The organism is Vibrio sp. OPT20 (genome assembly GCF_963889365.1).
Classification (GTDB): Bacteria; Pseudomonadota; Gammaproteobacteria; order Enterobacterales; family Vibrionaceae; genus Vibrio; species Vibrio splendidus.
In genome coordinates this window covers 284,191-309,448 of the sequence record NZ_CAWPOA010000031.1, presented here as the reverse complement: position 1 = coordinate 309,448, position 25,258 = coordinate 284,191, and the positions used below count along the sequence as shown (strand labels likewise).

Genomic DNA, 25,258 nt, shown 5'->3' with positions numbered 1-25,258 from the left:
CATCACCACGTAAAAGGTCATTTCACATAGTTATTGAAGCAATAATAGATCAATATTAAATCTAAGGGCGCGAATTATACATGAGAAAGTGAAGCAAGGAAAAGAGTGGTTGCTTTAACCCGATAATTAAACCGCCTGTTATTAAAAGTAGCAGGTTTCAAAACGACATAAATACCGCTGAGAGCATCATTGAAGACCAGAAAACAAAAAGCCCAACCTCATCATAAGGTTGGGCTTTCGATGCTATCTGCTGACTAACGTATGTATATCTAATGTATGTGCATCTGAGACTAATCGCTGTCTCTCTGCCTACTACTGACCAATAACAGGCACTTCATCACTGTAAAGCGGCTCACCCTGCATAATGCTGATTTCAACACGGCGGTTGAGGCTACGCTGCCATTCTGTATCATTGGGTTCAACAGGCTCGGTATCGGCCATACCGCGCACTCTCAAGCGTTGATGAGAGAAGCCACGCACCTTTTCCATCTCTTGAGCCACAGACACCGCACGCTGCGATGATAAGTCCCAATTAGAACGATAAAGCTCTGAATCAAGTCTCTGATTATCGGTGTGGCCAGAAATACGAACAATACCTGGTACATCTTTTACCAATTCAGCCACCTGTCTAACCAATGGTCGAAACTTAGGTTGTAGGAAAGCAGAACCCGACGGGAACGCGCCTTTCTCACGAATTCGAATCACAATCTGCTGGCCAAGGTTTTCCACCTCAATCGCGCCTTGGTCGATCTCTCGCTCCAACGCTTTCTTGATACTTTCCATCAAGGTTTCCATCTCTTGCGATTGAGCTTCAGCTTGCTGTTGCTGTTGGTCTGACTCAGAATTTTGATTGTCGTGAGTTGAAACCTCTGGCGACTTGCCTCCCGTCATCTTGCCTTGGTCACGCATTGTGCCGCCAGCACGCTCAGATTCACCTTCATGAAACTCAAGCGTTTGCTGCGTAATATCAATGGTCTGCTGCATGATCACATCGATAGGAGTCGGCTCTGGGCGACCAGGGCGAAACTCTTGCGCAATGATGCTAGTACCTTTAGGAATATCTTTCACTTCCAAGCGGTTTTGTACACCAAACGCAAATTTCATCGAGCCAGCGATCTGTTTGAACTTCAGTACGTCCATCTCAGAGAATGAGAGCAGCAGTACGAAGAAACACATCAGCAGTGACATCAAGTCAGCAAATGTCCCCATCCATTGAGGTAACCCCGGAGGAGGACATTTACATGGATTTTCTTCATCCATCTTCAAATCCTCTTACGCGGGTTCACCATCAATCGTGCGCTTACCTTCATTGAGGTAGCTCTTGAGGTAACCATCGATAACTCGTGGGTTCTGACCATCTTGAATCGCTAATACACCATCCATAACCAAACGACGGTTGAGTGTCTCTTGGTCACGACGCAGCGCAAGCTTGTCCGCAATTGGGAAGAACACCATGTTCGAAAGAATTGCACCGTACAGGGTCGTTAAAAGTGCTACCGCCATCGCAGGGCCGATCGCTTTTGGATCATCCATGTTAGAAAGCATGGCAACCAAGCCAACCAAGGTACCAATCATACCCATCGCGGGTGCTACATCACCAAATGCAGAGAACACCTTCGCGCCCTGCTCATGACGCTCTGTGGTTAATGCGATGTCTTTTTGCAGTGCAGCACGCACCACATCTCCATCATGGCCATCTACCAATAGGTCGATGCCCTTTTGCATGAAACTGTTGCTGATTTCCATTTCTTCAAGTGCCAAGAAGCCACCTTTACGTGCTGCATCCGCCATCTCTACCACTTTAGCGATAAGATCTTCAGGCTCATCGGCCTTAAACATAAATGCTTTGCCAGCGATTTTGGTTGCTCCAAAGAATTGTCCCATGGTGAACTTCATTAGAACAACAAACGTTGAACCACCCACCACGATCAAAATGGATGTCGTGTCATAGAACATCCCGAGGCTTCCACCTAGGATCATTGCCATGATTACAAAGGCAAATCCACCAATCAAACCTATTAGGGTTGCTAAATCCACTGAGCACTCCTCATGCTTTTTTGTAGCTCTACGTCGACGATAATCTTTTTATCGGCCAGACTATAAGATCTTTTAGTAAATTCTTGGCCTAAATATCACACTTTTCGTTTTTGAATCACAATTATTGGCTTACATTGCTCTTATCCTTAGCGCATAAACTCGATAAAGCTAAGGTTATTCAACCAAAGTGAGTTCAAGCCCCTTAAAAACGAACTTTCTAGCAAAATTTCTTGGTTACATTTGACCATCTCAGCGGCCTAGGGTAACGTTCGTTCATATTTCCAAACGCAGATTTATTATGGCTACTAAGAAACCTGAAAATATGAGCTTTGAAGCGGCTATCGAAGAGCTTGATGGCTTGGTTGATCAACTAGAAAATGGTGATCTAGCTTTAGATGATGCGCTGAAAAAGTTCGAACGAGGCATCTCCCTCGCTCGTGCTGGTCAAAGTAAACTAAACGATGCTGAACAGCGTGTTAGCATCTTACTGCAAAATGATGAAAATGCAGAACTTAGTGACTTTAACCCACAACCAGAATAACGAATTGTATGAGATCCCCTATGATCGAGACTTTATTGTCTTATCAAGCACGTAATAACGAGCAACTGAACCTTTGGCTTGATCGCCTGCCACACCAAAATCAGAACCTTATCAACGCGATGCGTTATGGGTTACTTTTAGGCGGCAAACGCGCACGTCCATTTCTTGTCTACATTACAGGGGAAATGCTCGGCTGTACCGCTGAAGAACTCGATACTCCAGCTTCAGCAATCGAATGTATTCATGCCTATTCTCTGATTCACGACGACCTTCCAGCAATGGATGACGATGAACTTCGTCGTGGCCATCAGACTTGTCACATCAAATACGATGAAGCAACGGCAATTTTAACTGGCGATGCCCTACAAACTCTCGCGTTTACTATACTTGCGGAAGGCACATTAAGTGCTGACGGGGAAAGCAATCGCGTTCGAATGATTCAACGCCTAGCAGAAGCATCTGGTGCACAAGGTATGTGCATTGGACAAGCTCTTGATATTGAAGCTGAAAACCGCTCGGTCACGCTAGAAGAGTTAGAAGAAGTTCACCGTAACAAGACTGGCGCTCTAATGAAGAGTGCGATTCGTTTAGGTGCTCTGGCTGCTGGCGAAAAAGCGTTTGAAGTAATGCCTCAATTAGATAAGTACGCCGATGCAATCGGGTTAGCCTTCCAAGTTCAGGATGATATTTTAGATATCATTAGCGATACCGAAACTTTGGGTAAACCACAGGGCTCTGACCAAGATTTGAACAAAAGCACCTACCCTTCTTTGTTAGGTTTAGAGGGCGCTCAAGAAAAAGCGCAAACTCTGCTACAGGAAGCGCTTCAAGCTTTGGCTGCAATCCCATACAATACCCAGTCACTCGAAGAGTTCGCCCGATACGTCATCGAGCGCAAGAACTAAGACAATAAGCGCGCATTACCTATGACTCTTGATATATCAAAGTACCCAACTCTTGCTTTGGCTGATAAGCCAGAGGATTTGCGTCTACTTCCAAAAGAGACGCTTACACAGCTTTGTGATGAATTACGTACCTATCTTCTTAACTCGGTGAGCCAGTCAAGTGGTCACTTAGCGTCAGGCTTAGGTACAGTAGAGCTAACCGTTGCTCTGCACTATGTGTACAACACGCCTTTTGACCAATTGGTTTGGGATGTTGGCCACCAAGCCTATCCACACAAGATTCTTACGGGTCGTCGCGACCGCTTGTCGACTATCCGTCAAAAAGATGGACTGCACCCATTCCCATGGCGTCAAGAGAGCGAATACGACACCCTATCTGTTGGTCACTCTTCAACATCGATCAGCGCCGGACTTGGTATGGCGATCAGTGCGAAGAAAGAAGGTAAGAACCGTAAAGTCGTGAGTGTGATTGGTGATGGCGCGATTACCGCAGGTATGGCCTTCGAAGCCATGAACCACGCGGGCGATATTCACAATGACATGCTGGTTATCCTTAACGATAACGAGATGTCGATCTCTGAAAACGTCGGTGCTCTAAACAACCACCTCGCTCAAGTTCTTTCTGGCAGTCTTTACACGTCAATTCGTGAGGGTGGTAAGAAAGTGCTATCAGGCGTTCCTCCAATTAAAGAGCTCGTTCGTCGTACAGAAGAACATTTAAAAGGCATGGTTGTCCCTGGCACCATGTTTGAAGAGTTAGGTTTTAACTACATTGGTCCAATTGATGGTCACGATGTCAATGAGCTGATTAAAACGCTGAAGAACATGAGAGATCTTAAAGGCCCTCAGTTCCTGCATATCATGACCAAGAAAGGCAAAGGCTACGAGCCAGCTGAGAAAGATCCAATTGGCTACCATGGCGTACCGAAATTCGATCCTGCACATTCAAGTCTGCCTAAGAGCACCAGCTCTAAACCAACTTTCTCTAAGATTTTTGGCGACTTCCTGTGTGATATGGCCGCTCAAGATCCTAAGCTAATGGCGATAACGCCAGCAATGCGTGAAGGTTCTGGTATGGTGCGTTTCTCGAAAGAGTATCCAGAACAGTACTTCGATGTAGCAATTGCTGAGCAACACGCTGTGACACTAGCAACTGGTATGGCGATTGCGGGTGATAAACCGATTGTGGCTATCTACTCAACTTTCCTACAACGTGGCTACGATCAACTGATCCACGATGTTGCAATCATGGATCTACCGGTTATGTTCGCTATTGACCGTGCAGGTCTTGTCGGTGCCGATGGTCAAACACACCAAGGTGCGTTCGACTTAAGCTTTATGCGCTGCATTCCAAACATGGTGATCATGGCACCAAGCGACGAAAACGAATGTCGCCAAATGCTATACACTGGCCACCAGCACACAGGCCCAAGTGCCGTTCGTTACCCTCGTGGTAATGGCATGGGTACAGAGATTCAAAGTGAGTTTACTGCGCTAGAGATTGGTAAAGGCCGTATCGTTCGCGAAAGTGCAAAAGTAAAAGGTGGCTCGAAAGTCGCTATTCTGAGCTTTGGTACTTTCCTTGAAAGTGCACTTCAAACCGCAGACGCTATCGATGCGACAGTTGCAGACATGCGCTTTGTGAAACCGCTAGATGAAGCTCTGATCAAGCAACTTGCTGCTGACCACGATGTACTAGTGACTATCGAAGAAAACGCGATTGCAGGTGGTGCGGGTGCGGGTGTGATTGAATTCTTGATGCAAGAGAAGCTGCTAATCCCTGTGTTAAACCTTGGCCTACCTGACAAGTTTATTGCTCAAGGTACTCAAGGTGAGCTGCATGAAGAGCTTGGCTTAGATGCGAAAGGTATTGAGAAGTCTATCTCAGACTACCTTGCCAAATAGCTTTCACAAGCAAACAGCATAAGCGACAAAACAAAAAAGGTTGGCCCTAGGGTCAACCTTTTTAGTATCTGCTAACTGATAAACTATTCGTTGTTTAGCTGTTAGTTATTAGCAATTAAGCCTGCTTAGCAACAAGGCTTAAGCACAGGTGCGTCATAGTTCTCTGGTTCGTCAGAGTAGATAGCAACGTTGAAGTTCTCAACTAAGCCTGTCTCTTCAACACACTGCTCTTGGAAGAACTGTTGAATCTCACGACGTTGACAGTGTGCTTCGAATGCTTCGTTGTCCGCCCAGATCTCATTGAATGCAATAGGGAAACTCTCACCCTCTGCTAATGGGCTCTGAATGTGACGAGTCACTGTATATTGGATACAACCGTCTTCACGCATTGTGTTTGGCTCTAGTGATTTCAGAACTTCAAACAACTCGTTCAATTTGCCTTCTTTAGGCTGAAATTGAGCAACACAGTAAACCTTCTTAGACATTGTAATTCCTTGTTTTTATCTATTATTGTTCGTTATTTGGATATTGATTCTTAAACGAGCCAACCTGAAAAATGAGCCACTGCATACAGCGAAATCGCCGCCATAATACCCGCCACGATATCATCAATCATGATACCTAAGCCGCCGTGAACTCGCTTGTCTAACCAACCAATCGGCCAAGGCTTTACCATATCGAAAAAACGAAACAGAACAAAGCCAGCGAATAGCCATTTCCAATCATTAACAGGAATACCCAACAACGGCACTAGGCCCATGGTGATCCAAAAGCCCGCAAACTCATCCCATACAATAGAGCCGTGATCGTGCACGCCCATGTCATCAGACGTCACTTGGCATATTTTGATACCAATAATGCAGCTCACAACCACAAGAATGACATAAATAGGGAAAGGTAACTGAACCAGCAATAGATAAAATGGGATCGACGCAAGCGTGCCCATGGTGCCGGGAATAATCGGCGATAAGCCACTACCAAAACCCGTTGCCAATAAGTGCCAAGGATTTTTAAGAGAAATAAGAGAAAGTGGGTTTGTCATCAATTAACCTTAAAGTGATCGTAACCAGTTAAGTTCCAACTCAGTGGTTCACCATTATTGTGTAATTCAAAATATTCTACAGGTCTTATCTGGCCAATGCAGGTGACTTTTGTTCCAGTGTGTGACAAAGCACTTTCCAATGAGCCTTTATTCTCTTCCGGCACAGTAAAGCACAGTTCGTACTCTTCACCACTGGTCAACGCATACTGTTGAGCCGAAGCAATATCGGATGCAAACTGACGTAGTTCTGGAGAAATTGGCAGCGTACTCACATCAATGCTCGCACCAACCTGAGAACGCTTAAGGATATGTTTTAAATCAGCAATAACACCGTCAGAGATATCAATAGCAGACGAAGCAAGGTTCACGAGCGCTTGACCAGCCAATACTCGAGGAACGCTCATATAGTGCCTTTCTTCAAGCTCAAGAGCATAAGGTTTAACTTTGTTCTGTTCAGGGTCTAATATCACCTCTAGGCCGGCTTTGCTATCACCTAGGTTACCCGTGACGTAAATCCAGTCGCCCACTTTAGCGCCATCTCTACGCAGTGCTCGACCTTCTGGTACAAAGCCTTGTACAGTCAATGTCAGACTTAGTGGCCCCTTGGTTGTGTCACCACCAATTAACTGAATACCAAAGTAGTCAGCGAGCTTGAAGAAGGAATCACAGAAGGGAGCAAGCCATTCTTCATCGACTTCTGGCATAGTTAACGCAAATGAAACCCAAGCAGGTGTCGCGCCCATAGCCGCAAGATCACTGATGTTCGAAGCCAAGGCTTTGTGTGCCACCCAAGCTGGGTTTGCTTCCGCTAGGAAGTGAGTGCCCGCCACTAAGGTGTCCGTACTGATCGCTATCTCAACATTGCCCGGCGCTTTGACCAAAGCACAGTCATCGCCAGCAGCCAGATGTACGTCTTTACGTTGTGGTTGTCGATTTACAAAATATTTTTCAATCAGGTTAAATTCGCCAGACATCACATGCCCTATCTTTAGTCTTCATACAAATCACCGTAATTATTGAGATTACAGAAATTTAGTTACAAAAAAGGCCAGCATAAAAGCTGACCTTTAGATTCAATATACGAACGTCTTATTTCTTACGAACGTGTGGTGCAGCTTTATCAAGCACACCGTTAACAAACTTATGGCTGTCTTCTGCTGCAAATACTTTTGCAAGCTCGATAGCTTCGTTGATAACCACTTTGTATGGTACATCTTCGCGACGAGTCATCTCGTACATAGCTAAACGTAGAAGCGCTAGTTCCATCAAATCCAGATCTTGCATAGGGCGAGATACGAATGGACGAAGCTTGCTATCAAGTTCCATGTGGCTAAGAGCAACACCAGTTAGTAAGTCGCGGAAGTATGCAACGTCTGTTTCTGGCATAGCTAGAGCAGGTTCTGCGGCATGATGCTCTTCTTCATCATACTTACCACCAGATAAGAACTGTTCTTCAACGGTAGCAATATTTTCTTTAGTAATTTGCCAAGAATAAATTGCTTGTAGAGCAAATTGACGTGCGTTACGACGTGCGGCTGGTTTCACACTGGCCCCCATTAGGAATCGATTTCAGAAAGAACGTTGATCATCTCAAGTGCGCTAAGTGCGGCTTCTGCACCCTTATTACCAGCCTTGGTTCCTGCGCGTTCAATAGCTTGATCGATCGTATCAACAGTAAGAACACCAAACGCTACTGGAAGAGAAAATTCCAGAGACACTTGTGCCAAACCTTTATTACATTCACTACAAACATAGTCAAAGTGAGGTGTACCGCCACGGATTACTGTACCAAGAGATACAATCGCATCGAACTTACCTGTTTTTGCAACGCGTTGCGCTACAAGTGGAAGCTCTACTGCACCAGGGCAACGAACAACAGTGATGTTGTCTTCGCTTACTTGTCCATGACGCTTTAAAGTATCGATTGCACCAGAAAGTAAACTTTCGTTAATAAAACTGTTGAAACGAGCAATAACGATAGCAATTTTTGCATTTGGCGCTGGGAAGCCACCCTCGATCACTTTCATAAGCCTTCCTTTAACTATTTTCATCAAGTGAGAATCGCCGGATTCTAGCACAAAACTGTGAGCAATATCTAATGCTAATTTAGAAGAACAGACACCGGAGATGTAAAGATGATAACGCAGCACGGCTCTCAACCATATAGGAGCAACCAGTAGTCAAGCTCGTGTATTTCACACGTTTTGAATCGGGCTTAACTACTTTGCTCTTTTGGCAAAACTAATCACCAAAAGAGCTACTGGAATCATCGGTAAATTATGTTGCTATTAACAGAGATATGTCGACTTACTCGCAAACATACTCAACAACGTTAAGACCAAAACCACCCAATGCGTGGTAACGCTTGGTGCTTGAAGAAAGCAGACGCATATCGTGTACGCCTAGGTCTTGAAGAATCTGAGAACCGACACCAACACGACGCGAGGTACCTTGCTTCTTCGCCATGGTTGGCTGCTCGTTCTTGTCTTGCGCTTCGAATGTCTTCACTTTGTGAATCAAAGAATCAGACGACTCTTCGTTGCCAAGAATAACCAACACACCGCCTTCATCGCCAATGCGCTTCATCGCTTTATCTAGTGACCAGCTACGCTCTGTACCACGGTCTGAGTGAAGTAAATCGGTAAACGTGTCATGCAGGTGAACACGTACTAGAGGAGCGCCTACAGACAAGTCGCCTTTTTGCATCGCGTAGTGGATCTGGTTATCAATCGTGTCACGGTAAGTCACAAGCTCAAAGTCACCAAACTCTGTTGGCAAATGACATTGTGCTACACGTTCAATCGTCGTTTCTGTGTTGTTGCGGTATTCAATCAAGTCAGCAATAGTGCCTAATTTGATATCGTGTTTTTCAGCGAAGACTTCAAGATCAGGGCGACGTGCCATGGTGCCGTCGTCATTTAGGATCTCAACGATCACCGAAGCTGGCTCACAGCCTGCTAGACGAGCTAAATCACAGCCTGCTTCAGTGTGGCCTGCGCGTGTTAGAACACCACCTTCTTGAGCTGTCAGTGGGAAGATATGACCAGGTTGAACTAAGTCAGCCGCTTTCGCATCTTTTGCCACAGCCGCTTGAACGGTAACAGCGCGGTCTGATGCAGAAATACCCGTTGTTACGCCCTCAGCAGCTTCAATTGAAACCGTAAAGTTCGTCGTGTATTGAGCATTGTTGTCTTGAACCATAGGCGCTAGACCCATGCGATTTGAACGCTCTTTGGTCAACGTTAGGCAAATTAAGCCACGGCCATACATCGCCATGAAGTTAATCGCTTCTGGCGTGACATGTTCTGCTGCCATGATCAGATCGCCTTCATTCTCGCGATCTTCATCATCCATCAGGATAACCATTTTTCCTAGGCGAATGTCTTCAATAATTTCTTGAGGAGTACTAATTGGCATTGTTCTATATCCTTTGAAATGGTTCTGCTTCCTAGAACCGACACTATTTAAACCTGATGATATTGCTTCGCTTTACAAAGTCTCGCTTAAAACACTTTGTATCAACGATTAGGCAAAACCATTCTGCTGTAAGAATTCCATCGTCAATCGAGATTCAGGCTCAGACTCTTGCTGCTGGCCTTGCAGTAGACGCTCCATATAACGCGCTAATACATCGACTTCTAGATTCACTTTTCGACCAACATTGAATTGATCAATGGTGGTTTCTGAAGAGGTGTGAGGAACGATAGTCAACTTAAAGGCATTCTTGCGTAAATCATTCACAGTCAGGCTAATACCATCAACAGTGACTGAACCTTTTTGAGCTACGTACTTTGAGATCTCTGCAGGCATTTCTACCCAGAACTCAATCGCACGACCGACTTGATTACGCTCAACAATCTCACCCACGCCATCAACGTGACCCGATACGATATGACCACCGAAACGCGTGGTCGGTAACATTGCTTTCTCTAGGTTGACCTTGTCGCCCGCTTGGTAATCGACAAAACCCGTTTTTTTCAGGGTCTCAAACGAAAGGTCTGCACTGTAGCTGTGGTCGTTATACTCAACAACCGTCAAACACACACCATTGGTTGCGATACTGTCGCCTAACTTAACGTCAGCCATATCAAGATTACCAACATTAACCGTTACGGTGATGTCTTCTCCGCGGGGAGTGATTGCACTCAATGTACCTACGGCTTCTACAATTCCTGTAAACATTTTAAAACTCTTTTTGTTGTCAACAACACGTATGCAGTTGGAGTAACTATTTCTACTGTGGTTTCGTCACGATTTATTTCGCGACTATTGGTTAGCCGCAATTGGTTTCGCGACAGTAGGTTTCGTAACAATTGATTTCGCAATAATAGGTTTAGCCACGATGCGAATATCCACACCAACCTGTCGAACATCTTTAATTTCTAGGTCAATAACGTCAGACATTGAAGTGAGCCCTAATGCGCCCATCAAACCTCGTCCGTCACTGCCCATAAGTTTAGGTGCTAAATAGAGGATTAGCTCATCCACTAGCCGTGCTTCAATCAAGCTTTTTGCCAATGTCGCGCCCGCTTCGACCCAAATATGGTCGATATGATTTGCAGGTAATTGACGCATCAGATCGTGCAAATCGAGCTGACCTGCCTCTGTGGTTCCGACTTCAATATCAGCAGACGCTTCAGCGACTCTCAATACCGATGTTGGAGTTTGGAATAACTTTAGCTCAGGACGCAGTTGATTTTGACGATCAAGAATCACGCGAATCGGCTGGCGCAACTCGTCTTCAACGTAATTTGTTTTGGTACTGCTTGGCAACTCTGCCCAACGAACATTCAGCGACGCGTTGTCTTCAATCACCGTTTGGCTGGTTGATAGCACCGCGCCTGATTTTGCTCGGTAGTTCTGAACATCACGACGCGCTTCTGGCGATGTGATCCACTGGCTTTGACCATTTTCCAATGCCGTTTGCCCATCGAGGCTAGCCGCCATCTTTAACTGAACGAATGGCATGCCCGTTTGCATACGCTTGATAAATGCAGGGTTCAAGTCGAGAGCATCTTGCTCTAATAAACCGATTTCAACCTCAATGCCTGCGTCGCGTAGCATTTTGATACCACGACCTGCAACTTTTGGGTTTGGGTCCTGCATGGCACAAATCACTTTGGCTACTTGAGCCTTAATCAAACCTTCAGCACAAGGCGGCGTTCGACCGTAATGAGAACAAGGTTCTAGCGTTACATAAGCAGTCGCACCTTTTGCTTTGTCGCCCGCCATTCGCATAGCATATACTTCAGCATGAGGCTCACCGGCTTTGGCATGAAAACCTTCGCCAACGATCTGACCGTCGGTTTGTACGATGACACAACCCACATTCGGGTTGGGTGCAGTGGTGTAAATGCCGCGTTTTGCTAACTGAATAGCACGCGACATCATTTGAAAATCTAGGGGAGTAAAGTTTGACATGATTGAGGCGTTAATCCTCTAATTTAGCGATTTCTTCGCCAAACTCTCGGATGTCTTCAAAGCTGCGGTAAACAGAGGCAAAACGAATGTACGCCACTTTATCCAATTCTTTCAATTGGCCCATCACAAGATTACCAATCATCTCGCTTGGTACTTCACGCTCACCAGTTGCACGGAGTTGTGACTTAATCGTACTGATCGCAAGTTCAATCGCATCAGCACTCACTGGGCGTTTTTCTAGGGCGCGCTGTACACCACCCACCATTTTATCTTCATTAAATGGTTCGCGGTTTCCATTCGATTTTATGACTTTCGGCATCACAAGTTCTGCCGATTCGAAAGTCGTAAAACGTTCACTACATGCAAGGCATTGACGGCGACGACGAACCTGATGGCCATCGGCTACCAGTCTTGAATCGATTACTTTAGTGTCGTTCTCTGAACAAAAAGGACAATGCATATCACCTCCAAATAATTGAATATCAGTGTAACGGAATTGCCAAACGTTAGGAAAGAAAAAGGGCCAATTAAGGCCCTTTTGTGTGGTGATTCATTGATTATTGCTACTCGATCGCCATTTCAAAAATGAGCTGAGGAGTAAAATTAACGACCAGCGTTAACCGCGAACTAAATAGTTCGCTTTACCTACCCATTTGTAGCTTGTCAGTTCTTCTAAGCCCATTGGGCCGCGAGCGTGCAGCTTCTGGGTTGATACTGCGACTTCAGCGCCTAAACCAAACTGTGCGCCATCAGTGAAACGTGTTGATGCATTCACATAAACCGCCGCAGAACCAACAGAGTTAATGAAACGCTCTGAGCTCTCTAGACTGTTAGTCATGATCGCATCTGAGTGACTCGCGTTGTGTACGCGCATGTGGTCAATCGCTTCTGCCACATCCGCTACCACTTTCACGCCTAACGTGTAGCTTAGCCATTCAGTGTCAAAGTCACCTTCAACCGCATCACGTTGGTCTTCAAAACCTGCCATCAGAGATTTTGCGCTAGTGTCAGCAACCAAGGTAACCTTGCCTGCTAAACGCTGTGTCAGCTTAGCAAGGAAAGCCTCAGCAACCGCTTCATGCACTAGCAGCGTATCCAATGAGTTACATGCAGATGGACGTTGAACTTTCGAGTTTTCAACCACATCAACAGACTTCTCAAGATCAGCGCTCTCATCAACAAAGATATGGCTGATACCGAAACCACCGATGATAACTGGAATAGTACTGTTCTCTTTACACATCTTGTGCAAACCAGCGCCACCACGAGGAATAATCATATCCACGTAGTCATCCAGTTTAAGCAGTTGAGAGACAAGTTCACGATCGGGTTTCTCGATGTACTGAACAGAAGCCGCTGGAAGCTCCGCTTTCTCTAATGCAGACTGGATAACTTTAACCAGTTCCATGTTCGAGAAGAACGTCTCTTTACCACCACGTAGAATACTTGCGTTACCTGTCTTCAAACACAGAGCTGCAATATCGATGGTTACGTTCGGACGCGCTTCATAGATAACACCCACCACGCCAAGCGGTACGCGGCGGCGAGAGAGTGACATACCGTTTTCCAGTACCTTGCTGTCAATCTCGCTGCCCACAGGGTCGTTAAGGCTAATCACGTTACGCACATCGTTAGCGATGCCGGTTAAGCGCTCTTCGTTGAGCAACAGGCGATCTAAAAGTGCATCAGTCAGACCCGCTTCACGACCAAGTTCGATGTCTTTTGCGTTCGCTTCTAAAATCGTAGCTGCGTTTGCTTCTAGCTCATCAGCGATGATCGCCAATGCTTTATTCTTTTGCGCCGTAGATGCGGTCGCTAGGTGGAAAGCAGCGTCTTTTGCTGCGATACCCATGTTAGTTAAATCCACGTTTAACTCTCCCTAAATTCTGTCTGTCTTTGGATGCAAAAAGGCGATTCGCCTTATCATCACGAGCTACTCTTGGATTACAACAAGGTCGTCACGGTGAATGACTTCTGACCCATAATCGTATCCAAGAATGTCGCCAATATCTTTACTGTGCTTGCCTGCAATTTTTGCTAGGTCTTGGCTTGAATAACTGGCGATACCACGTGCAATGACTTTGCCTTTACTGTCTGTGACTTGGGTGACTTCACCACGAGAAAATTCGCCTTTAACTCGAACAACCCCTTTCGCCAACAAGCTACTGCCTTTAGTGTTAACTGCGTTCACCGCTCCATCGTCGACTACGATGTCACCAGCAGAAGCTGGGCCTGCTAGAATCCAACGTTTACGGTTTTCAAGCGCTTCAGCTAAAGGCAAGAAACGCGTGCCTTGTGGGTTGTCACTCAATGAATCAAACACCACATTCTCAGCACTGCCCGCAGCAATAATCACTTCAATACCCGCACGACGGGCAATATCAGCCGCCTGCAGTTTTGTTGCCATACCGCCGGTACCTAACGTCGTACCGCTGCCACCTGCGATCTTACGCAGTGTGTCATCAATGGTTTTTACTTCTTTGATGAGTTCAGCATTTGGGTCTTTACGAGGGTCTGCGGTAAACAGACCTTTTTGGTCAGTGAGTAACAAAAGCTTATCAGCGCCACATAAAATACCAACCAGTGCCGATAAGTTATCGTTGTCGCCCACTTTAATTTCGTTGGTGGCTACTGCGTCGTTTTCGTTTACTACCGGAATAATATCGTGCTCAACGAGCGCGTTGATCGTGTCACGTGCATTCAGAAAACGCTCGCGATCATCGAGATCGGCACGAGTCAGTAGCATCTGGCCAATCTTAAGGCCATAGATAGCAAACAAAGACTCCCAAACTTGAATCAACTGACTTTGCCCAACTGCCGCAAGCAATTGTTTGCTCGCCATCGAGTTGGGAAGTGCGGGGTAACCAAGGTGCTCACGTCCGGCTGCAATTGCACCAGACGAAACCATAACCACAGAGTGGCCTTGTTTTTTTAATTCAGCACATTGACGAACCAGCTCAACCATGTGAGCGCGGTCTAATGCCAATGTTCCACCAGTTAAGACACTGGTACCCAGTTTAACAACGACAGTTTTACGCTGTGTTGTTGTCCCGCTTTGATGATTTGTTGTCATGAAGTCTTTTATGAATAAAACAAATAAGAGGTGATGTTTTAGCAATCAACAGGGGAATTCACAAGCAGAAAAGGTGCGAAATCGCACCTTTTTGCTTTATAGAGAAGAGTAACCTTCAAAATCAGACGAATTCGACAGACTCTTCGTCTAACTGAACGCCGATTTCAAATTTCTTTTGAAGTTCGTCAACCAGCTTTTGGTGAAAGGCTTCTTGAGTTCGAGAGACCTCAGCGACCGCCTTTTTAGGTAATGGCAAAGGATCCCAGTTACCATCAATGTTGTATTTACCCGTGTTGTACTTCGCCGAGAATCCTTCTTCCGACTTATCCAACTCTAACCACCAGCCCCAGAACTCACGCTCTTCTGGTGACTTTTTATCGTTCACACACACAGACAAGCAATCAAAAATGTAATGACCATCTTCTGATTGCGGCTCCCTCAAGTAAGGCCCAATAGCCTTTAAAACGTTTAACAAGCGATAATGCGTAGGTTGTTGTGTCACTTCTGACATATTGAATCTCCATTTCAATGTTAAGAATGACGTTACTCAGACTGCAATACGTAGAAAGCACGCAGTTGGATTTTATAAATTTTCTCTGAGTATCAGGTACTTACTTTGTACACTTTTCATGCTTAACTAATTTCGGAGAAATGTCATCTAAATAATTCATCCTCAAGCCACTTTATCGCTAATTCGAGGGATTGCTCATACCCCTGTGTAATTGATTTGGTTTTGATTTTCTTCGCTTTGCCGTAATCACTGTAAATAGCAACCAGTTGATTATCCAGATGCGGTGAAACAGGGTCACCTTCCAAAGCCAATGCCAAAATAGGAACACTGGTTTTACTGTTAGCCAGCAAGCCTTGCACCTTCAATGACCAAGCCATCAATTGTCCAGAAAGGCTATTGATATCCACCGCCCCTTTACCAAGACGCGAAGCCAATACATCCAAGTGCATCTTAGGCATCTGCTTTAGTTTGTCGGCATGAACAAAGATATCGTGGATCGGAGCCCCTAAAGAGATACACGCTTTGAGTTTATGTTGCTCAAGGAAGGACAACCTCACCATCGCGTTACCACCGAACCGGAAACCGAACAGACCGACTTTATGATGGTCCACCCATGGAATGTTAGGCAGTTCATTCAACACGGCTTGATGCAGGCAAGAAGAGTCTTCGGTTAGTGGCCAGTGCGAACTGTGCCCTATCGACGGCATATCAATCGTTAGCATCGCAATATTTTTCGGTGCTAGGTAATCTCTAAACAAACGCCACATGTCAGTTTGCAGGCTATCTAAACCTGCACTCACGATCACGACAGGTTGTGGTTTGTCTGTTTTGGTTAGATGTAAGTTCGCCTTAATCTTTTTGTTTTGATACGGCACTTCGATTTGTTTGACGATCAATTTGGTGTGTTTGATCGCTTCAGAATACGCCGCATTCGCTAATACCTGTGCCTGAGCAGCAAGGTTATCGTTCTTTAGATGTGGGTAGCCCGCAATGCTGAAACACAGCGATGCTGAAAATAACTCTTCAGCCATTTCTTCGCCGTTCTTTTCATTCGAGCGATTTTGGTGCTGCATGCCCAGCTTGGTCCACTCGTATGCCCAGTTACCGCTGCGGTAGCCCATCACGGTATCTAGCCACTCATCAGTGGTACGAGAATTATCGGATGACGCGATGCGTGCTAATACCGCTTCTTGCTCTATCGGGTTAACGCCTTGCCATACCCACTGAAGACGTCTTAGGTTTCGATACCAAGATGAGTTCTGCTCTTCACGCTTTTTATCCAGCAGTTCTTCAGAACTTGGCATGTAGCGAGTAAGCATTGAGGTCTCTTTGGCCTGCTTGTGCTTTACAAACAAGGTTTCCGAAAGGTTCGAGCTCGTTTCTTCTGATTCAGACATTGGGATACTTAATAAGAAATGGTTGTTACTAATCATATAAAAAAAAATGACCCTATAAAGGGTCATTTCTCAAAAAACTAAGTTTACACTTATTTTGACTTGCGATTTACCGGCTCAACGAAGCTTAGGCTAGTATCCCAAGGTTGCTCAATCCATGTGTCTTGAGCGATATCCACGATGTACTCGTCTAGTAAATCAGCACCAGATGGCTTAGCACATACAGCGATCAGTTTCGCTTTAGGGTACATTTCGCGAAGCTTGCGTGCAGTATCACCACTATCAACCAAGTCTTCAACGATTAGGAAGCCTTCGCCGTCACCTTCAGGTGCTTTAACGACTGTCATATCACGTTGGTGATCGTGGTCGTAGCTAGAAATACAAATCGTATCTACGTGACGAATACCCAGTTCGCGAGCCAAGATTGCACCAGGAACCAAACCACCACGGCTTACTGCCCAGATGCCTTTCCACTGCTCTGCTGGCATTTGCTTTTCAGCAAGTTGACGGCAGTAAGTCTGCATGTTGTCCCAAGTGATAACGAATTTGTTGCTCATAGTATAAAACCTAATAATTTTGTCATGTTATTAGAGGCTATGCCTTACATAGCCTCTTCAGCGATTAAGCAGAAATCTAGACGATTAAGCGAAAATGTATTTAAGAATAAAGATAACCGACATTACCCACACAGCAGGTGAAACGTCGCGACCTTTACCACTTAGCAGCTTAATTGCAGCGTAAGCGATGAAACCTAGTGAGATACCCTCAGCGATAGAGTACGTCAGCGGCATAAGCAGACATGTTACCACGACTGGTGCGGCTTCCGTAAGATCACGCCAATCAATGCCAACTAGGCCAGACATCATCAGAATTGCTACATAGAAAAGTGCACCTGATGTTGCGTAAGCCGGAATCATACCTGCAAGTGGCGAGAAGAAAAGAGCCAGTAGGAATAAGATACCAACAACAACAGCAGTTAGACCGGTACGACCGCCTTCAGCAACACCCGCAACACTCTCAACATAAGAAGTTGTGTTTGATGTACCTAGCAATGCACCAATAGATGTTGCTGTAGAGTCAGCAAGCAGTGCTTTGTTCAAGCGCGGTAGTTTACCGTCTTCTTTGATTAGGTTTGCTTTCGTTGCAACACCAACCAGGGTACCCGCGGTATCGAACAAATCGACGAACAAGAATGCGAATACCACTGAAATCATACCGATTTCAAATACAGCCGAGAAATCAAGCTGCATGAATGTAGGAGCAAGGCTTGGTGGTGTCGACATGATGCCGCCGTATTGAACGTCACCGATCGCAATGCCAATCGCTGTGATAGCGAGAATCGCGATCATTACTGCGCCTTTCACACCACGGTGTACAAGAGCAATAGTAATGAAGAAACCAAGCGCACCTAACATTGGCGCAATCGCAGTGATATCGCCCAGTGAAACTTTAGTCGCTGGATTAGAAACAACGATGCCTGCATTGCTAAGCGCGATAAATGCTAGGAAAAGACCGATACCCGCAGAGATACCAACACGCAGAGACATAGGGATCGAGTTGATAATCCATTCACGGATCTTAAAGATACTTAAGAAGATGAAGATTACGCCTGATACGAAAACCGCTGCCAGAGCAACTTGCCACGTATAACCCATACCCATTACAACAGCGTAGGTAAAGAATGCGTTCAAGCCCATGCCTGGTGCTTGAGCAATTGGGTAGTTAGCAACAAAGCCCATGATGAAACAGCCAATAGCAGCCGCTAAACAGGTTGCTACAAATACAGCGCCATGGTCCATACCAGCATCAGCTAGAATCATTGGGTTTACAAAAATGATGTAAGCCATTGTTAGGAAGGTGGTTAGACCTGCGATGATTTCAGTGCGCACATTGGTGCCATTTTCACTGAGTTTGAATAGCTTTTCGAACATTATCGAATCCTATAAGGGTAAAAAGTAAACGGTTGCGTAAACGATTGGCTGTGGATTATAAAGTTATCAAATAACAAATTCCAGATAGAATTAAGGCTCTAATCGATATTTATCAGAATGCCGTATGAAACAAAGCGATTACAAATGAGGAACAAAAAGAATAATAACTATTAAAAACAATAGATTAAATGAAATAAAGGCGATGAGATTACTTGGTTGTTTTTTCAACCGTCGGTTATTTCCATTGAGAATGTAGCCATCATATTCTCAATTTAAACCCACAAGAGTTGTGTATTTTTCAACAGGATCAGTAATAAGACGCAAATTGATATTTTGGCGTTTAAAAAACAACCACTCAGAACAGCAAAGAAAGTGACAAGCGAAAGCGGTTTGGAAAAGTAGCAGGCAAAAAAAAACGCCACTCAAAACTGAGTGGCGGTAGAATCTGTCAACCAAAAGGGCTGTAAAAGAATTCCAATATATAGGGGTGAACAAAACTGTTCGAGTTACATGCTTACGGTATTAGTAACCAAAGCTTGTAGGGTATGCAAAGTTGCTAGTGTAAACAGAGCTGTTAATCCAGAACATTGCAGATGGTAAACCTTTCATAACTATCACCTTAATAAATCAATAAAAAACGAATTTGATTTCTCGGTTCCTTGGAGGCGATAAAACGGACTCATCCTTTGAGCATTTACTCTTCATCTCAGAAGTTGGTTATTAATATACCCTAAAGAAAAAAGATTACAAGCATTATTTGCTATACATCACACTTTTGGCCAATTATGGTTATTTTGAAAACTTATTTCTGTAATTAAATTACAAAGTGGAATTAAACAAACGTTTGCTTGCGCCATTTATAAGCATCAAGTCTCTTAATTATGATCAGGTGGACAAGATCGCTTTCAAAATTTGAGGTATTTGAGGTTTATAACCGCTACTCGTCAAAACGCTCAAGTGGTATGCTGTTGCCATCAAAACAGACCCATATTTTAGATTTTTATTCTAATTTTTTACCTATAGAAATCCTAAATATATGGTTATCAAATAAAAAAGGAGTCATCCGTGTCTGAATTCCATTCTGAGATCAGTAAATTGTCCCCTGCCCCTATTTGGCAGTTTTTCGATAAAATTTGTTCAATCCCGCACCCTTCGAAACATGAAGAGGAGCTTGCTCAATACATTATTGCGTGGGCAACAGAGCAAGGCCTAGATGTACGTCGCGACCCAACGGGCAACGTATTCATCAAAAAGCCAGCAACGCCGGGTATGGAAAACAAAAAAGGTGTCGTGCTACAAGCTCACATCGATATGGTTCCACAAAAGAACGAAGACACTGATCACGACTTTACAAAAGATCCAATCCAGCCATACATCGATGGCGAATGGGTTACAGCAAAAGGCACAACGCTTGGTGCTGATAACGGCATGGGCATGGCTTCTTGCTTAGCCGTTCTTGCTTCAAACGAAATCCAACATGGCCCTATCGAAGTTCTACTCACTGTAGATGAAGAAGCAGGCATGACTGGCGCGTTCGGTCTTGAAGCGGGTTGGTTAGAAGGCGATATCCTTCTTAATACTGACTCAGAGCAAGAAGGCGAAGTGTACATGGGTTGTGCGGGCGGTATCGACGGCGCAATGACATTTGAAATTGCACGTAATGCGATTCCAGCTGACTTCGTAACACGCAAGCTAACGCTAAAAGGCCTAAAAGGCGGTCACTCTGGTTGTGACATCCACACCGGTCGTGCAAACGCAAACAAACTGATTGCTCGCTTCCTAGCGGGTCACGCAAAAGAGCTAGACCTTCGCATCGTAGAATTCAAAGGTGGTAGCCTTCGTAATGCGATCCCTCGTGAGGGCTTCGTAACGGTTGCGGTTCCTGCTGCAAACCAAGAGAAATTAGCTTCGCTATACAACTACTACACTGAGCTGCTTTCAACAGAGCTAGGTAAAGTAGAAGACAGCATCGTGACTTTCAATGAAGAAGCTTCTGTAGAAATGGGCGCACTAGCGGCAGCAGACCAAGCTCGCTTTATCGCGGCACTTAACGCATGTCCAAACGGCGTGATTCGTATGAGTGACGAGATTGAAGGCGTTGTTGAAACGTCTCTAAACGTAGGTGTTATCACAACGGAAGAAGATTCAATCACAGTACTTTGCTTGATCCGTTCTCTTATCGACTCTGGTCGTAGCCAAGTAGAAAGTATGCTTCACTCTGTTGCTGAACTAGCAGGCGCTAACATCGCGTTCTCTGGTGCTTACCCAGGTTGGAAACCAGACGCAGATTCAGAGATCATGCATATCTTCCGCGACATGTACGAAGGCATCTACGGTCACAAACCAAACATCATGGTTATCCATGCTGGCCTTGAGTGTGGTCTGTTCAAAGAACCTTACCCGAACATGGATATGGTTTCTTTCGGCCCAACGATCAAGTTCCCACACTCTCCTGATGAGAAAGTGAAGATCGACACAGTTGAGCTGTTCTGGAACCAAATGGTTGCACTGCTTGCTGCGATCCCAGAAAAAGCATAAATCGATTCGCTAGTGTTTTTCAGTAAATGGTGTTTCCAATAAATGGGCTCTTCAATAAATAGCACTTTTCAGTAAACACCGTTTATTAAGAACAAAATAAAACAGGTACTCAATGAGTACCTGTTTTTGTATCTAATCTTTGTCACTGCTACTTGTGACTAAATAAATAATTAAGCGCGTGAAGCCGCGTAGCTTTCTAGCTCATCAATTGAAGTTTGTGCCACTACTTCGCCGTCGATGAAGTATGTCACCATCTCGCCTTCACGAACACCGATTAACGTCGCACGCTCACCAGACTGGTAAGTGATGTCCATTTGGATAGTGTTTTCGTCGATCTGCTGCATTTGACCTTTCTCAATCATATCGGCACTCGTGATCGGGCCTACTGGCGCTTCAGTCAGTGACTTATCAAGCTGATCGTTGATATCAAGGTAAGTATCAGTCTTAGTATCAAAGATGTGCGGAGCACCTGTTAGTGGGTTGCTACCCGTCCAGAACTCTAGTGAGTTGAATACTAGGTAATCGGCAGCAACCGTTAGACCATACGCAGGTGCAAGTAGTATGTTCAAACCACCACGAGCGTAACGGTTATCAACAGCCTTCACGTTAAACTTCATTAGATAACCGGTTACTGCGTTACTACCCACACAGCCAGATAGAGCAACAGATACCACTGCTAGTGCTACAACTTTTGAAATTGTTTTTTTCATTTTGATCTCGATATTTGAATTTGGCCGCCAAAAAATGGCGATGGATAATACCAACCAACCGAACAATAAATATCAGCGTTAAATCAATGTATTGTCAGGAAATTCACAATTATAAACCCCTTCTAACTAGCCAAATCAAAAACAGAAACCAATTAAGAAACCCCTCCATAAAAAAGTTTTGTCGTCACCGTAAAGCGATTGATTCGTACTAAAAATCAACGATTGATACATTCCGTGTTAACGAATTATCACCATGTTGAGAACAACCTAAATGGCAAGACTAAAACCTAATCAACCCTTCGAATTACTTGGTTATACTGTTCAGCCAGGACAGAGAATGGAGATTGAACTGCAAGCGGCTCAGCTTTACACGCATTCTCCACTTTCAATCCCGATTGAAATTATTCATGGTCGCCAAGCGGGCCCAACACTGATGGTAAACGCGGCGATCCACGGAGATGAATTAAACGGTGTTGAGATTGCACGACAGCTGACCAATGCGATTGATCCAAAGAAACTGAAAGGAACACTACTTGTTGTGCCTATCGTTAACGTATTTGGTTTTATCCATAAGTCTCGTTACCTACCAGACCGTCGTGACCTGAACCGTTGCTTCCCAGGAAGTGAGAAAGGATCACTGACATCACGCATCGCTCACACCTTCTTTGAGAACGTAGCGAAGCACTGTGATTACATTTTGGATCTTCACACGGGTGCGATTCACCGTACGAACTTGCCACAGATCCGTGCAAACCTGTCGAACCCTGAAACACTGCGCATCGCAAAAGCGTTCGCAACACCCGTGATCATAGATTCTCCACTGCGTGACGGTTCACTGCGCAGCGAAGCGGAAAAACTGGGTATTCCTGTATTAACTTACGAAGGTGGTGAAGCGCTGCGTTTTGATCACCTAGCGATTCGTGCGGGTTACCTTGGCGTGCATCAAGTGATGAAAGAAATCGGCATGCTGCGCCCTAACCGTAAGAAGTTACCAGAGCCAGTATTGAGTAAATCGACCAGTTGGATCCGCGCTGAATCAGACGGCATTTTGCGTAATATGGTAAGGCTTGGCGAACAAGTTGAAGCAGGACAAACCCTGGCTTACATCAGTTCTCCATTGGGTCACCAAGAAGGCCAAGTAATCACCACTAAAGGCGGTATCGTGATTGGTCAACAAACTCTACCGTTGGTAAACGAAGGTGACGCAGTATTCCACATTGCTTACTTCAAGCAAGATGATGATGAAGTGGGACAGTCTGTAGAGAGTTACATTGAAGAAGTCGCGGAAGACGATTGGCTGACAGCGCTAAACAACTAGGACCGAATTCGGGTAATTAATGAATCAGATACTTAGCCACCAGCCATGAGTGGTTACGTGATCCAGACTAATACGCCACAAATGAAAAAGCCCCGATAAACTTTTAACTAGAAAGAGAAAAGCTATATCGGGGCTTTTTTTACTTGTCCCTTATCTTAAAATTAAGGGACCTGTAAATTAATTGTGCACTGGATTACTCAGCGTCTTCTTGCTCTTCTTCACGAGCTTTTGCGCGTGCTTCACGTGCTTGCTCAGCTTTAAGCTCTTTAGTGTGACGTAGTTCGTCACGCTCTTTACGCTGCTCTGATTTACGCTCGTTACGTTCTGCTTGGTTTGAGATGAAAGATGCTAGCTCTTTCTCTGCCCACTCTTGTGCTAGAGCTTCAGTTTCGAAACCAGACTCACGCTTAGATACTGTTGTGCTGCGAGACGTTACTTGACGAGTAATCTCTGCACACCAACCGTTGCGTTTTTCTGTAAGGCGGATATCAAATTTTTTGTTCTTAGACATGTTCTATTTTTTCCTAAGGGAGATCATTAAGGGATCGGTCACTTTGATAACTCCATCTAAGTGAGCATCTTTTAACACCATCCCTTGGTAAGCGCGGTATTAGAGCACAAATCAATGAATATTGCTGCAAATATTTGCAGCGGATCACACTCCATTGCTGCAAATCGTTTGCGCCTGATTTCAATGGGTTCGTAACTCTCGATTCATCATCAACTTCTGTGCAGTTTTATCGACAACAATGAAATGAACTATGCTCAAACAGAGATAAATGAAAGAGATAACCTGCAGGCTCAGGTTTACAGACTCTACTGTCTCGCCTACTCCGCCCATAATTAAAATAGCTAAGGAGTTGCTATGGATAGCTTCATCAAACATTTACCCAAGGTTGAGCTGCATTTACATATTGAAGGCACGCTAGAACCTGAGCTGATGTTCCAACTGGCCAAGCGCAATAACGTGTCGATTCCCTTTGATAGCCCAGACCAAGTAAGAGACGCGTACCAATTCCACAATCTTCAGTCTTTTCTCGATATCTATTATCAAGGCGCTAACGTACTGATTCATGAACAGGATTTCTATGACCTGACTTGGGCTTATCTACTCAAGTGTCAACAAGATAATGTGGTTCATACTGAGATCTTTTTTGACCCTCAAACCCACACCGAACGTGGCATTGCCTTTGAAGTCATCATAAGTGGGATTACTCAAGCTTTGAATCAAGCCGAGCAAGAACTAGGGATCAGCAGCCAACTGATCATGTGCTTTCTGCGCCATCTTGATGAAGACAGCGCTTTTGAAACACTCAAACAAGCCCTTCCCTACAAAGATAAGATCATTGCCGTCGGGCTGGATTCATCGGAAAAAGGGAACCCGCCGGAGAAGTTTAAGCATGTGTTCCAAGAGGCGATCAACCAAGGCTTTCTGACCGTCGCGCACGCTGGAGAGGAAGGCCCTGCGCAAAATATTAGTGACGCGCTGAGCTTGTTGGGCATCACCCGTATTGATCATGGCGTTCGCTGTGTAGAAGATGAAGACTTGATGGAACAGCTAATCGCTAAACGCACACCGCTGACCGTATGCCCGCTATCGAATACCAAGCTAAAGGTCTTCGACACCATGCAAGAACACAATATCGTCGAGTTGCTGAGAAAAGGGCTGTGCGTCACCATCAATTCCGATGATCCGGCTTACTTCGGCGGCTATATGAATGATAACTTCCTCGCCGTCGCCAATGCTCATCCACTGACGAAAAACGAATTAGCGCAATTCAGTATTAATGCTGTCGAAGCGAGTTTCATCTCGCCTCACGCCAAAGAAGATCTCATTGTACAAGTGCGCCAATATCTTGCCGAGAATACTCACTAAGAGAATGGAGCTTTGAGAATGGAGCTTTGCTGCGATCAAAAAAGGGAAGCTCAGTG

Annotated in this window: 25 protein-coding genes; 6 read left to right on the top strand and 19 right to left on the bottom strand. The window is 45.0% G+C overall.

Translation table 11 applies throughout. The features are described from left to right. Window positions 1-312: 312 nt before the first annotated feature. On the bottom strand, window positions 313-1,260 hold the full coding sequence (locus AACR09_RS02530; protein ID WP_004734407.1) for a flagellar motor protein MotB: 948 nt from the start codon (window positions 1,258-1,260) through the stop codon (window positions 313-315). Window positions 1,261-1,272: 12 nt separating this feature from the next. Further along, the gene (gene pomA, locus AACR09_RS02525; RefSeq protein ID WP_004734406.1) at window positions 1,273-2,037 is read right to left on the bottom strand and encodes a flagellar motor protein PomA; all 765 of its coding nucleotides are present in this window, start codon (window positions 2,035-2,037) and stop codon (window positions 1,273-1,275) included. A gap of 298 nt (window positions 2,038-2,335) precedes the next feature. Here pomA and xseB point away from each other — a divergent pair, with 298 nt between their 5' ends. Genes xseB through dxs form a run of 3 tightly spaced genes read left to right on the top strand, consistent with a single transcriptional unit; the run spans window position 2,336 to window position 5,388 of the window. Next, window positions 2,336-2,578 (top strand): exodeoxyribonuclease VII small subunit, encoded by a 243-nt coding sequence (gene xseB, locus AACR09_RS02520; protein WP_004734405.1) that lies wholly within the window; start codon window positions 2,336-2,338, stop codon window positions 2,576-2,578. A 20-nt stretch (window positions 2,579-2,598) separates the two neighbouring features. After that, the gene (ispA, locus tag AACR09_RS02515) at window positions 2,599-3,483 is read left to right on the top strand and encodes a (2E,6E)-farnesyl diphosphate synthase (protein WP_004734404.1); all 885 of its coding nucleotides are present in this window, start codon (window positions 2,599-2,601) and stop codon (window positions 3,481-3,483) included. A 21-nt stretch (window positions 3,484-3,504) separates the two neighbouring features. After that, window positions 3,505-5,388, top strand: coding sequence for a 1-deoxy-D-xylulose-5-phosphate synthase (gene dxs / locus AACR09_RS02510; protein ID WP_193835970.1), 1,884 nt, complete (start codon window positions 3,505-3,507; stop codon window positions 5,386-5,388). A 125-nt stretch (window positions 5,389-5,513) separates the two neighbouring features. On the opposite strand, the gene AACR09_RS02505 is transcribed toward dxs, so the two are convergent. The 15 genes from AACR09_RS02505 to AACR09_RS02435 form a co-directional block, all read right to left on the bottom strand. Continuing rightward, complete coding sequence (locus AACR09_RS02505; RefSeq protein ID WP_193835969.1) at window positions 5,514-5,873, bottom strand: putative quinol monooxygenase; 360 nt, start codon at window positions 5,871-5,873, stop codon at window positions 5,514-5,516. 50 nt (window positions 5,874-5,923) lie between these two features. Further along, window positions 5,924-6,430 carry a phosphatidylglycerophosphatase A gene (pgpA, locus tag AACR09_RS02500; protein WP_029222743.1) on the bottom strand — a complete coding sequence of 169 codons (507 nt, stop codon included), beginning with the start codon at window positions 6,428-6,430 and terminating at the stop codon, window positions 5,924-5,926. Further along, a complete protein-coding gene (gene thiL, locus AACR09_RS02495) occupies window positions 6,430-7,404 on the bottom strand; it encodes a thiamine-phosphate kinase (protein ID WP_004734400.1) in 975 nt (324 codons plus the stop codon). The genes pgpA and thiL overlap by 1 nt, the downstream gene beginning before the upstream one ends. 115 nt (window positions 7,405-7,519) lie before the next feature. Further along, the gene (gene nusB, locus AACR09_RS02490; RefSeq protein WP_004734399.1) at window positions 7,520-7,987 is read right to left on the bottom strand and encodes a transcription antitermination factor NusB; all 468 of its coding nucleotides are present in this window, start codon (window positions 7,985-7,987) and stop codon (window positions 7,520-7,522) included. Continuing rightward, entirely contained in the window at window positions 7,987-8,457 is a 471-nt protein-coding gene (ribH, locus tag AACR09_RS02485; protein WP_004734398.1) for a 6,7-dimethyl-8-ribityllumazine synthase, read from the bottom strand. Before ribH ends, nusB begins: the two co-directional genes overlap by 1 nt. A gap of 280 nt (window positions 8,458-8,737) precedes the next feature. Then, window positions 8,738-9,847, bottom strand: coding sequence for a bifunctional 3,4-dihydroxy-2-butanone-4-phosphate synthase/GTP cyclohydrolase II (gene ribBA / locus AACR09_RS02480; RefSeq protein ID WP_004734397.1), 1,110 nt, complete (start codon window positions 9,845-9,847; stop codon window positions 8,738-8,740). A 108-nt stretch (window positions 9,848-9,955) separates the two neighbouring features. Continuing rightward, the gene (locus AACR09_RS02475; RefSeq protein ID WP_193835968.1) at window positions 9,956-10,612 is read right to left on the bottom strand and encodes a riboflavin synthase; all 657 of its coding nucleotides are present in this window, start codon (window positions 10,610-10,612) and stop codon (window positions 9,956-9,958) included. Between the two features lie 84 nt (window positions 10,613-10,696). After that, on the bottom strand, window positions 10,697-11,851 hold the full coding sequence (ribD, locus tag AACR09_RS02470) for a bifunctional diaminohydroxyphosphoribosylaminopyrimidine deaminase/5-amino-6-(5-phosphoribosylamino)uracil reductase RibD (protein ID WP_193835967.1): 1,155 nt from the start codon (window positions 11,849-11,851) through the stop codon (window positions 10,697-10,699). 10 nt (window positions 11,852-11,861) lie between these two features. Beyond that, the gene (nrdR, locus tag AACR09_RS02465; RefSeq protein WP_004734394.1) at window positions 11,862-12,311 is read right to left on the bottom strand and encodes a transcriptional regulator NrdR; all 450 of its coding nucleotides are present in this window, start codon (window positions 12,309-12,311) and stop codon (window positions 11,862-11,864) included. Window positions 12,312-12,467: 156 nt separating this feature from the next. Further along, the gene (locus tag AACR09_RS02460) at window positions 12,468-13,718 is read right to left on the bottom strand and encodes a glutamate-5-semialdehyde dehydrogenase (RefSeq protein WP_193835966.1); all 1,251 of its coding nucleotides are present in this window, start codon (window positions 13,716-13,718) and stop codon (window positions 12,468-12,470) included. 66 nt (window positions 13,719-13,784) lie between these two features. After that, entirely contained in the window at window positions 13,785-14,969 is a 1,185-nt protein-coding gene (gene proB / locus AACR09_RS02455; RefSeq protein ID WP_017084187.1) for a glutamate 5-kinase, read from the bottom strand. A 76-nt stretch (window positions 14,970-15,045) separates the two neighbouring features. Then, complete coding sequence (gene crl / locus AACR09_RS02450) at window positions 15,046-15,435, bottom strand: sigma factor-binding protein Crl (RefSeq protein WP_004734391.1); 390 nt, start codon at window positions 15,433-15,435, stop codon at window positions 15,046-15,048. Between the two features lie 143 nt (window positions 15,436-15,578). Then, the gene (gene frsA / locus AACR09_RS02445) at window positions 15,579-16,832 is read right to left on the bottom strand and encodes an esterase FrsA (RefSeq protein WP_026012376.1); all 1,254 of its coding nucleotides are present in this window, start codon (window positions 16,830-16,832) and stop codon (window positions 15,579-15,581) included. A gap of 89 nt (window positions 16,833-16,921) precedes the next feature. Next, window positions 16,922-17,386 carry an oxytetracycline resistance phosphoribosyltransferase domain-containing protein Tet(34) gene (tet(34), locus tag AACR09_RS02440; protein ID WP_017084190.1) on the bottom strand — a complete coding sequence of 155 codons (465 nt, stop codon included), beginning with the start codon at window positions 17,384-17,386 and terminating at the stop codon, window positions 16,922-16,924. An 84-nt stretch (window positions 17,387-17,470) separates the two neighbouring features. Continuing rightward, complete coding sequence (locus AACR09_RS02435; RefSeq protein WP_017080057.1) at window positions 17,471-18,760, bottom strand: NCS2 family permease; 1,290 nt, start codon at window positions 18,758-18,760, stop codon at window positions 17,471-17,473. A gap of 1,065 nt (window positions 18,761-19,825) precedes the next feature. Here AACR09_RS02435 and AACR09_RS02430 point away from each other — a divergent pair. Further along, a complete protein-coding gene (locus AACR09_RS02430; protein ID WP_193835965.1) occupies window positions 19,826-21,298 on the top strand; it encodes an aminoacyl-histidine dipeptidase in 1,473 nt (490 codons plus the stop codon). A gap of 170 nt (window positions 21,299-21,468) precedes the next feature. Here the strand turns inward: AACR09_RS02430 and AACR09_RS02425 are convergent, their stop codons facing one another. Further along, entirely contained in the window at window positions 21,469-22,008 is a 540-nt protein-coding gene (locus AACR09_RS02425) for a DUF3332 family protein (RefSeq protein ID WP_004734414.1), read from the bottom strand. A gap of 271 nt (window positions 22,009-22,279) precedes the next feature. Between AACR09_RS02425 and AACR09_RS02420 the strand changes: the two genes are divergently transcribed. After that, window positions 22,280-23,326, top strand: coding sequence for a succinylglutamate desuccinylase/aspartoacylase family protein (locus AACR09_RS02420; protein ID WP_004734415.1), 1,047 nt, complete (start codon window positions 22,280-22,282; stop codon window positions 23,324-23,326). Window positions 23,327-23,519: 193 nt separating this feature from the next. Here the strand turns inward: AACR09_RS02420 and AACR09_RS02415 are convergent, their stop codons facing one another. Continuing rightward, a complete protein-coding gene (locus AACR09_RS02415) occupies window positions 23,520-23,837 on the bottom strand; it encodes a DUF3622 domain-containing protein (RefSeq protein ID WP_004734416.1) in 318 nt (105 codons plus the stop codon). A 354-nt stretch (window positions 23,838-24,191) separates the two neighbouring features. Between AACR09_RS02415 and AACR09_RS02410 the strand changes: the two genes are divergently transcribed. Further along, on the top strand, window positions 24,192-25,202 hold the full coding sequence (locus AACR09_RS02410; RefSeq protein ID WP_193835964.1) for an adenosine deaminase: 1,011 nt from the start codon (window positions 24,192-24,194) through the stop codon (window positions 25,200-25,202). Window positions 25,203-25,258 lie beyond the last annotated feature (56 nt).

Coding starts and splice junctions, on each gene's coding strand:
- AACR09_RS02530 (WP_004734407.1), bottom strand. CDS start 1,260: ATGGATGAAGAAAATCCATGTAAATGTCCTCCTCCGGGGTTACCTCAA.
- xseB (WP_004734405.1), top strand. CDS start 2,336: ATGGCTACTAAGAAACCTGAAAATATGAGCTTTGAAGCGGCTATCGAA.
- ispA (WP_004734404.1), top strand. CDS start 2,599: ATGATCGAGACTTTATTGTCTTATCAAGCACGTAATAACGAGCAACTG.
- dxs (WP_193835970.1), top strand. CDS start 3,505: ATGACTCTTGATATATCAAAGTACCCAACTCTTGCTTTGGCTGATAAG.
- AACR09_RS02505 (WP_193835969.1), bottom strand. CDS start 5,873: ATGTCTAAGAAGGTTTACTGTGTTGCTCAATTTCAGCCTAAAGAAGGC.
- pgpA (WP_029222743.1), bottom strand. CDS start 6,430: ATGACAAACCCACTTTCTCTTATTTCTCTTAAAAATCCTTGGCACTTA.
- thiL (WP_004734400.1), bottom strand. CDS start 7,404: ATGTCTGGCGAATTTAACCTGATTGAAAAATATTTTGTAAATCGACAA.
- nusB (WP_004734399.1), bottom strand. CDS start 7,987: ATGGGGGCCAGTGTGAAACCAGCCGCACGTCGTAACGCACGTCAATTT.
- ribH (WP_004734398.1), bottom strand. CDS start 8,457: ATGAAAGTGATCGAGGGTGGCTTCCCAGCGCCAAATGCAAAAATTGCT.
- ribBA (WP_004734397.1), bottom strand. CDS start 9,847: ATGCCAATTAGTACTCCTCAAGAAATTATTGAAGACATTCGCCTAGGA.
- AACR09_RS02475 (WP_193835968.1), bottom strand. CDS start 10,612: ATGTTTACAGGAATTGTAGAAGCCGTAGGTACATTGAGTGCAATCACT.
- ribD (WP_193835967.1), bottom strand. CDS start 11,851: ATGTCAAACTTTACTCCCCTAGATTTTCAAATGATGTCGCGTGCTATT.
- nrdR (WP_004734394.1), bottom strand. CDS start 12,311: ATGCATTGTCCTTTTTGTTCAGAGAACGACACTAAAGTAATCGATTCA.
- crl (WP_004734391.1), bottom strand. CDS start 15,435: ATGTCAGAAGTGACACAACAACCTACGCATTATCGCTTGTTAAACGTT.
- frsA (WP_026012376.1), bottom strand. CDS start 16,832: ATGTCTGAATCAGAAGAAACGAGCTCGAACCTTTCGGAAACCTTGTTT.
- AACR09_RS02435 (WP_017080057.1), bottom strand. CDS start 18,760: ATGTTCGAAAAGCTATTCAAACTCAGTGAAAATGGCACCAATGTGCGC.
- AACR09_RS02425 (WP_004734414.1), bottom strand. CDS start 22,008: ATGAAAAAAACAATTTCAAAAGTTGTAGCACTAGCAGTGGTATCTGTT.
- AACR09_RS02420 (WP_004734415.1), top strand. CDS start 22,280: ATGGCAAGACTAAAACCTAATCAACCCTTCGAATTACTTGGTTATACT.
- AACR09_RS02415 (WP_004734416.1), bottom strand. CDS start 23,837: ATGTCTAAGAACAAAAAATTTGATATCCGCCTTACAGAAAAACGCAAC.
- AACR09_RS02410 (WP_193835964.1), top strand. CDS start 24,192: ATGGATAGCTTCATCAAACATTTACCCAAGGTTGAGCTGCATTTACAT.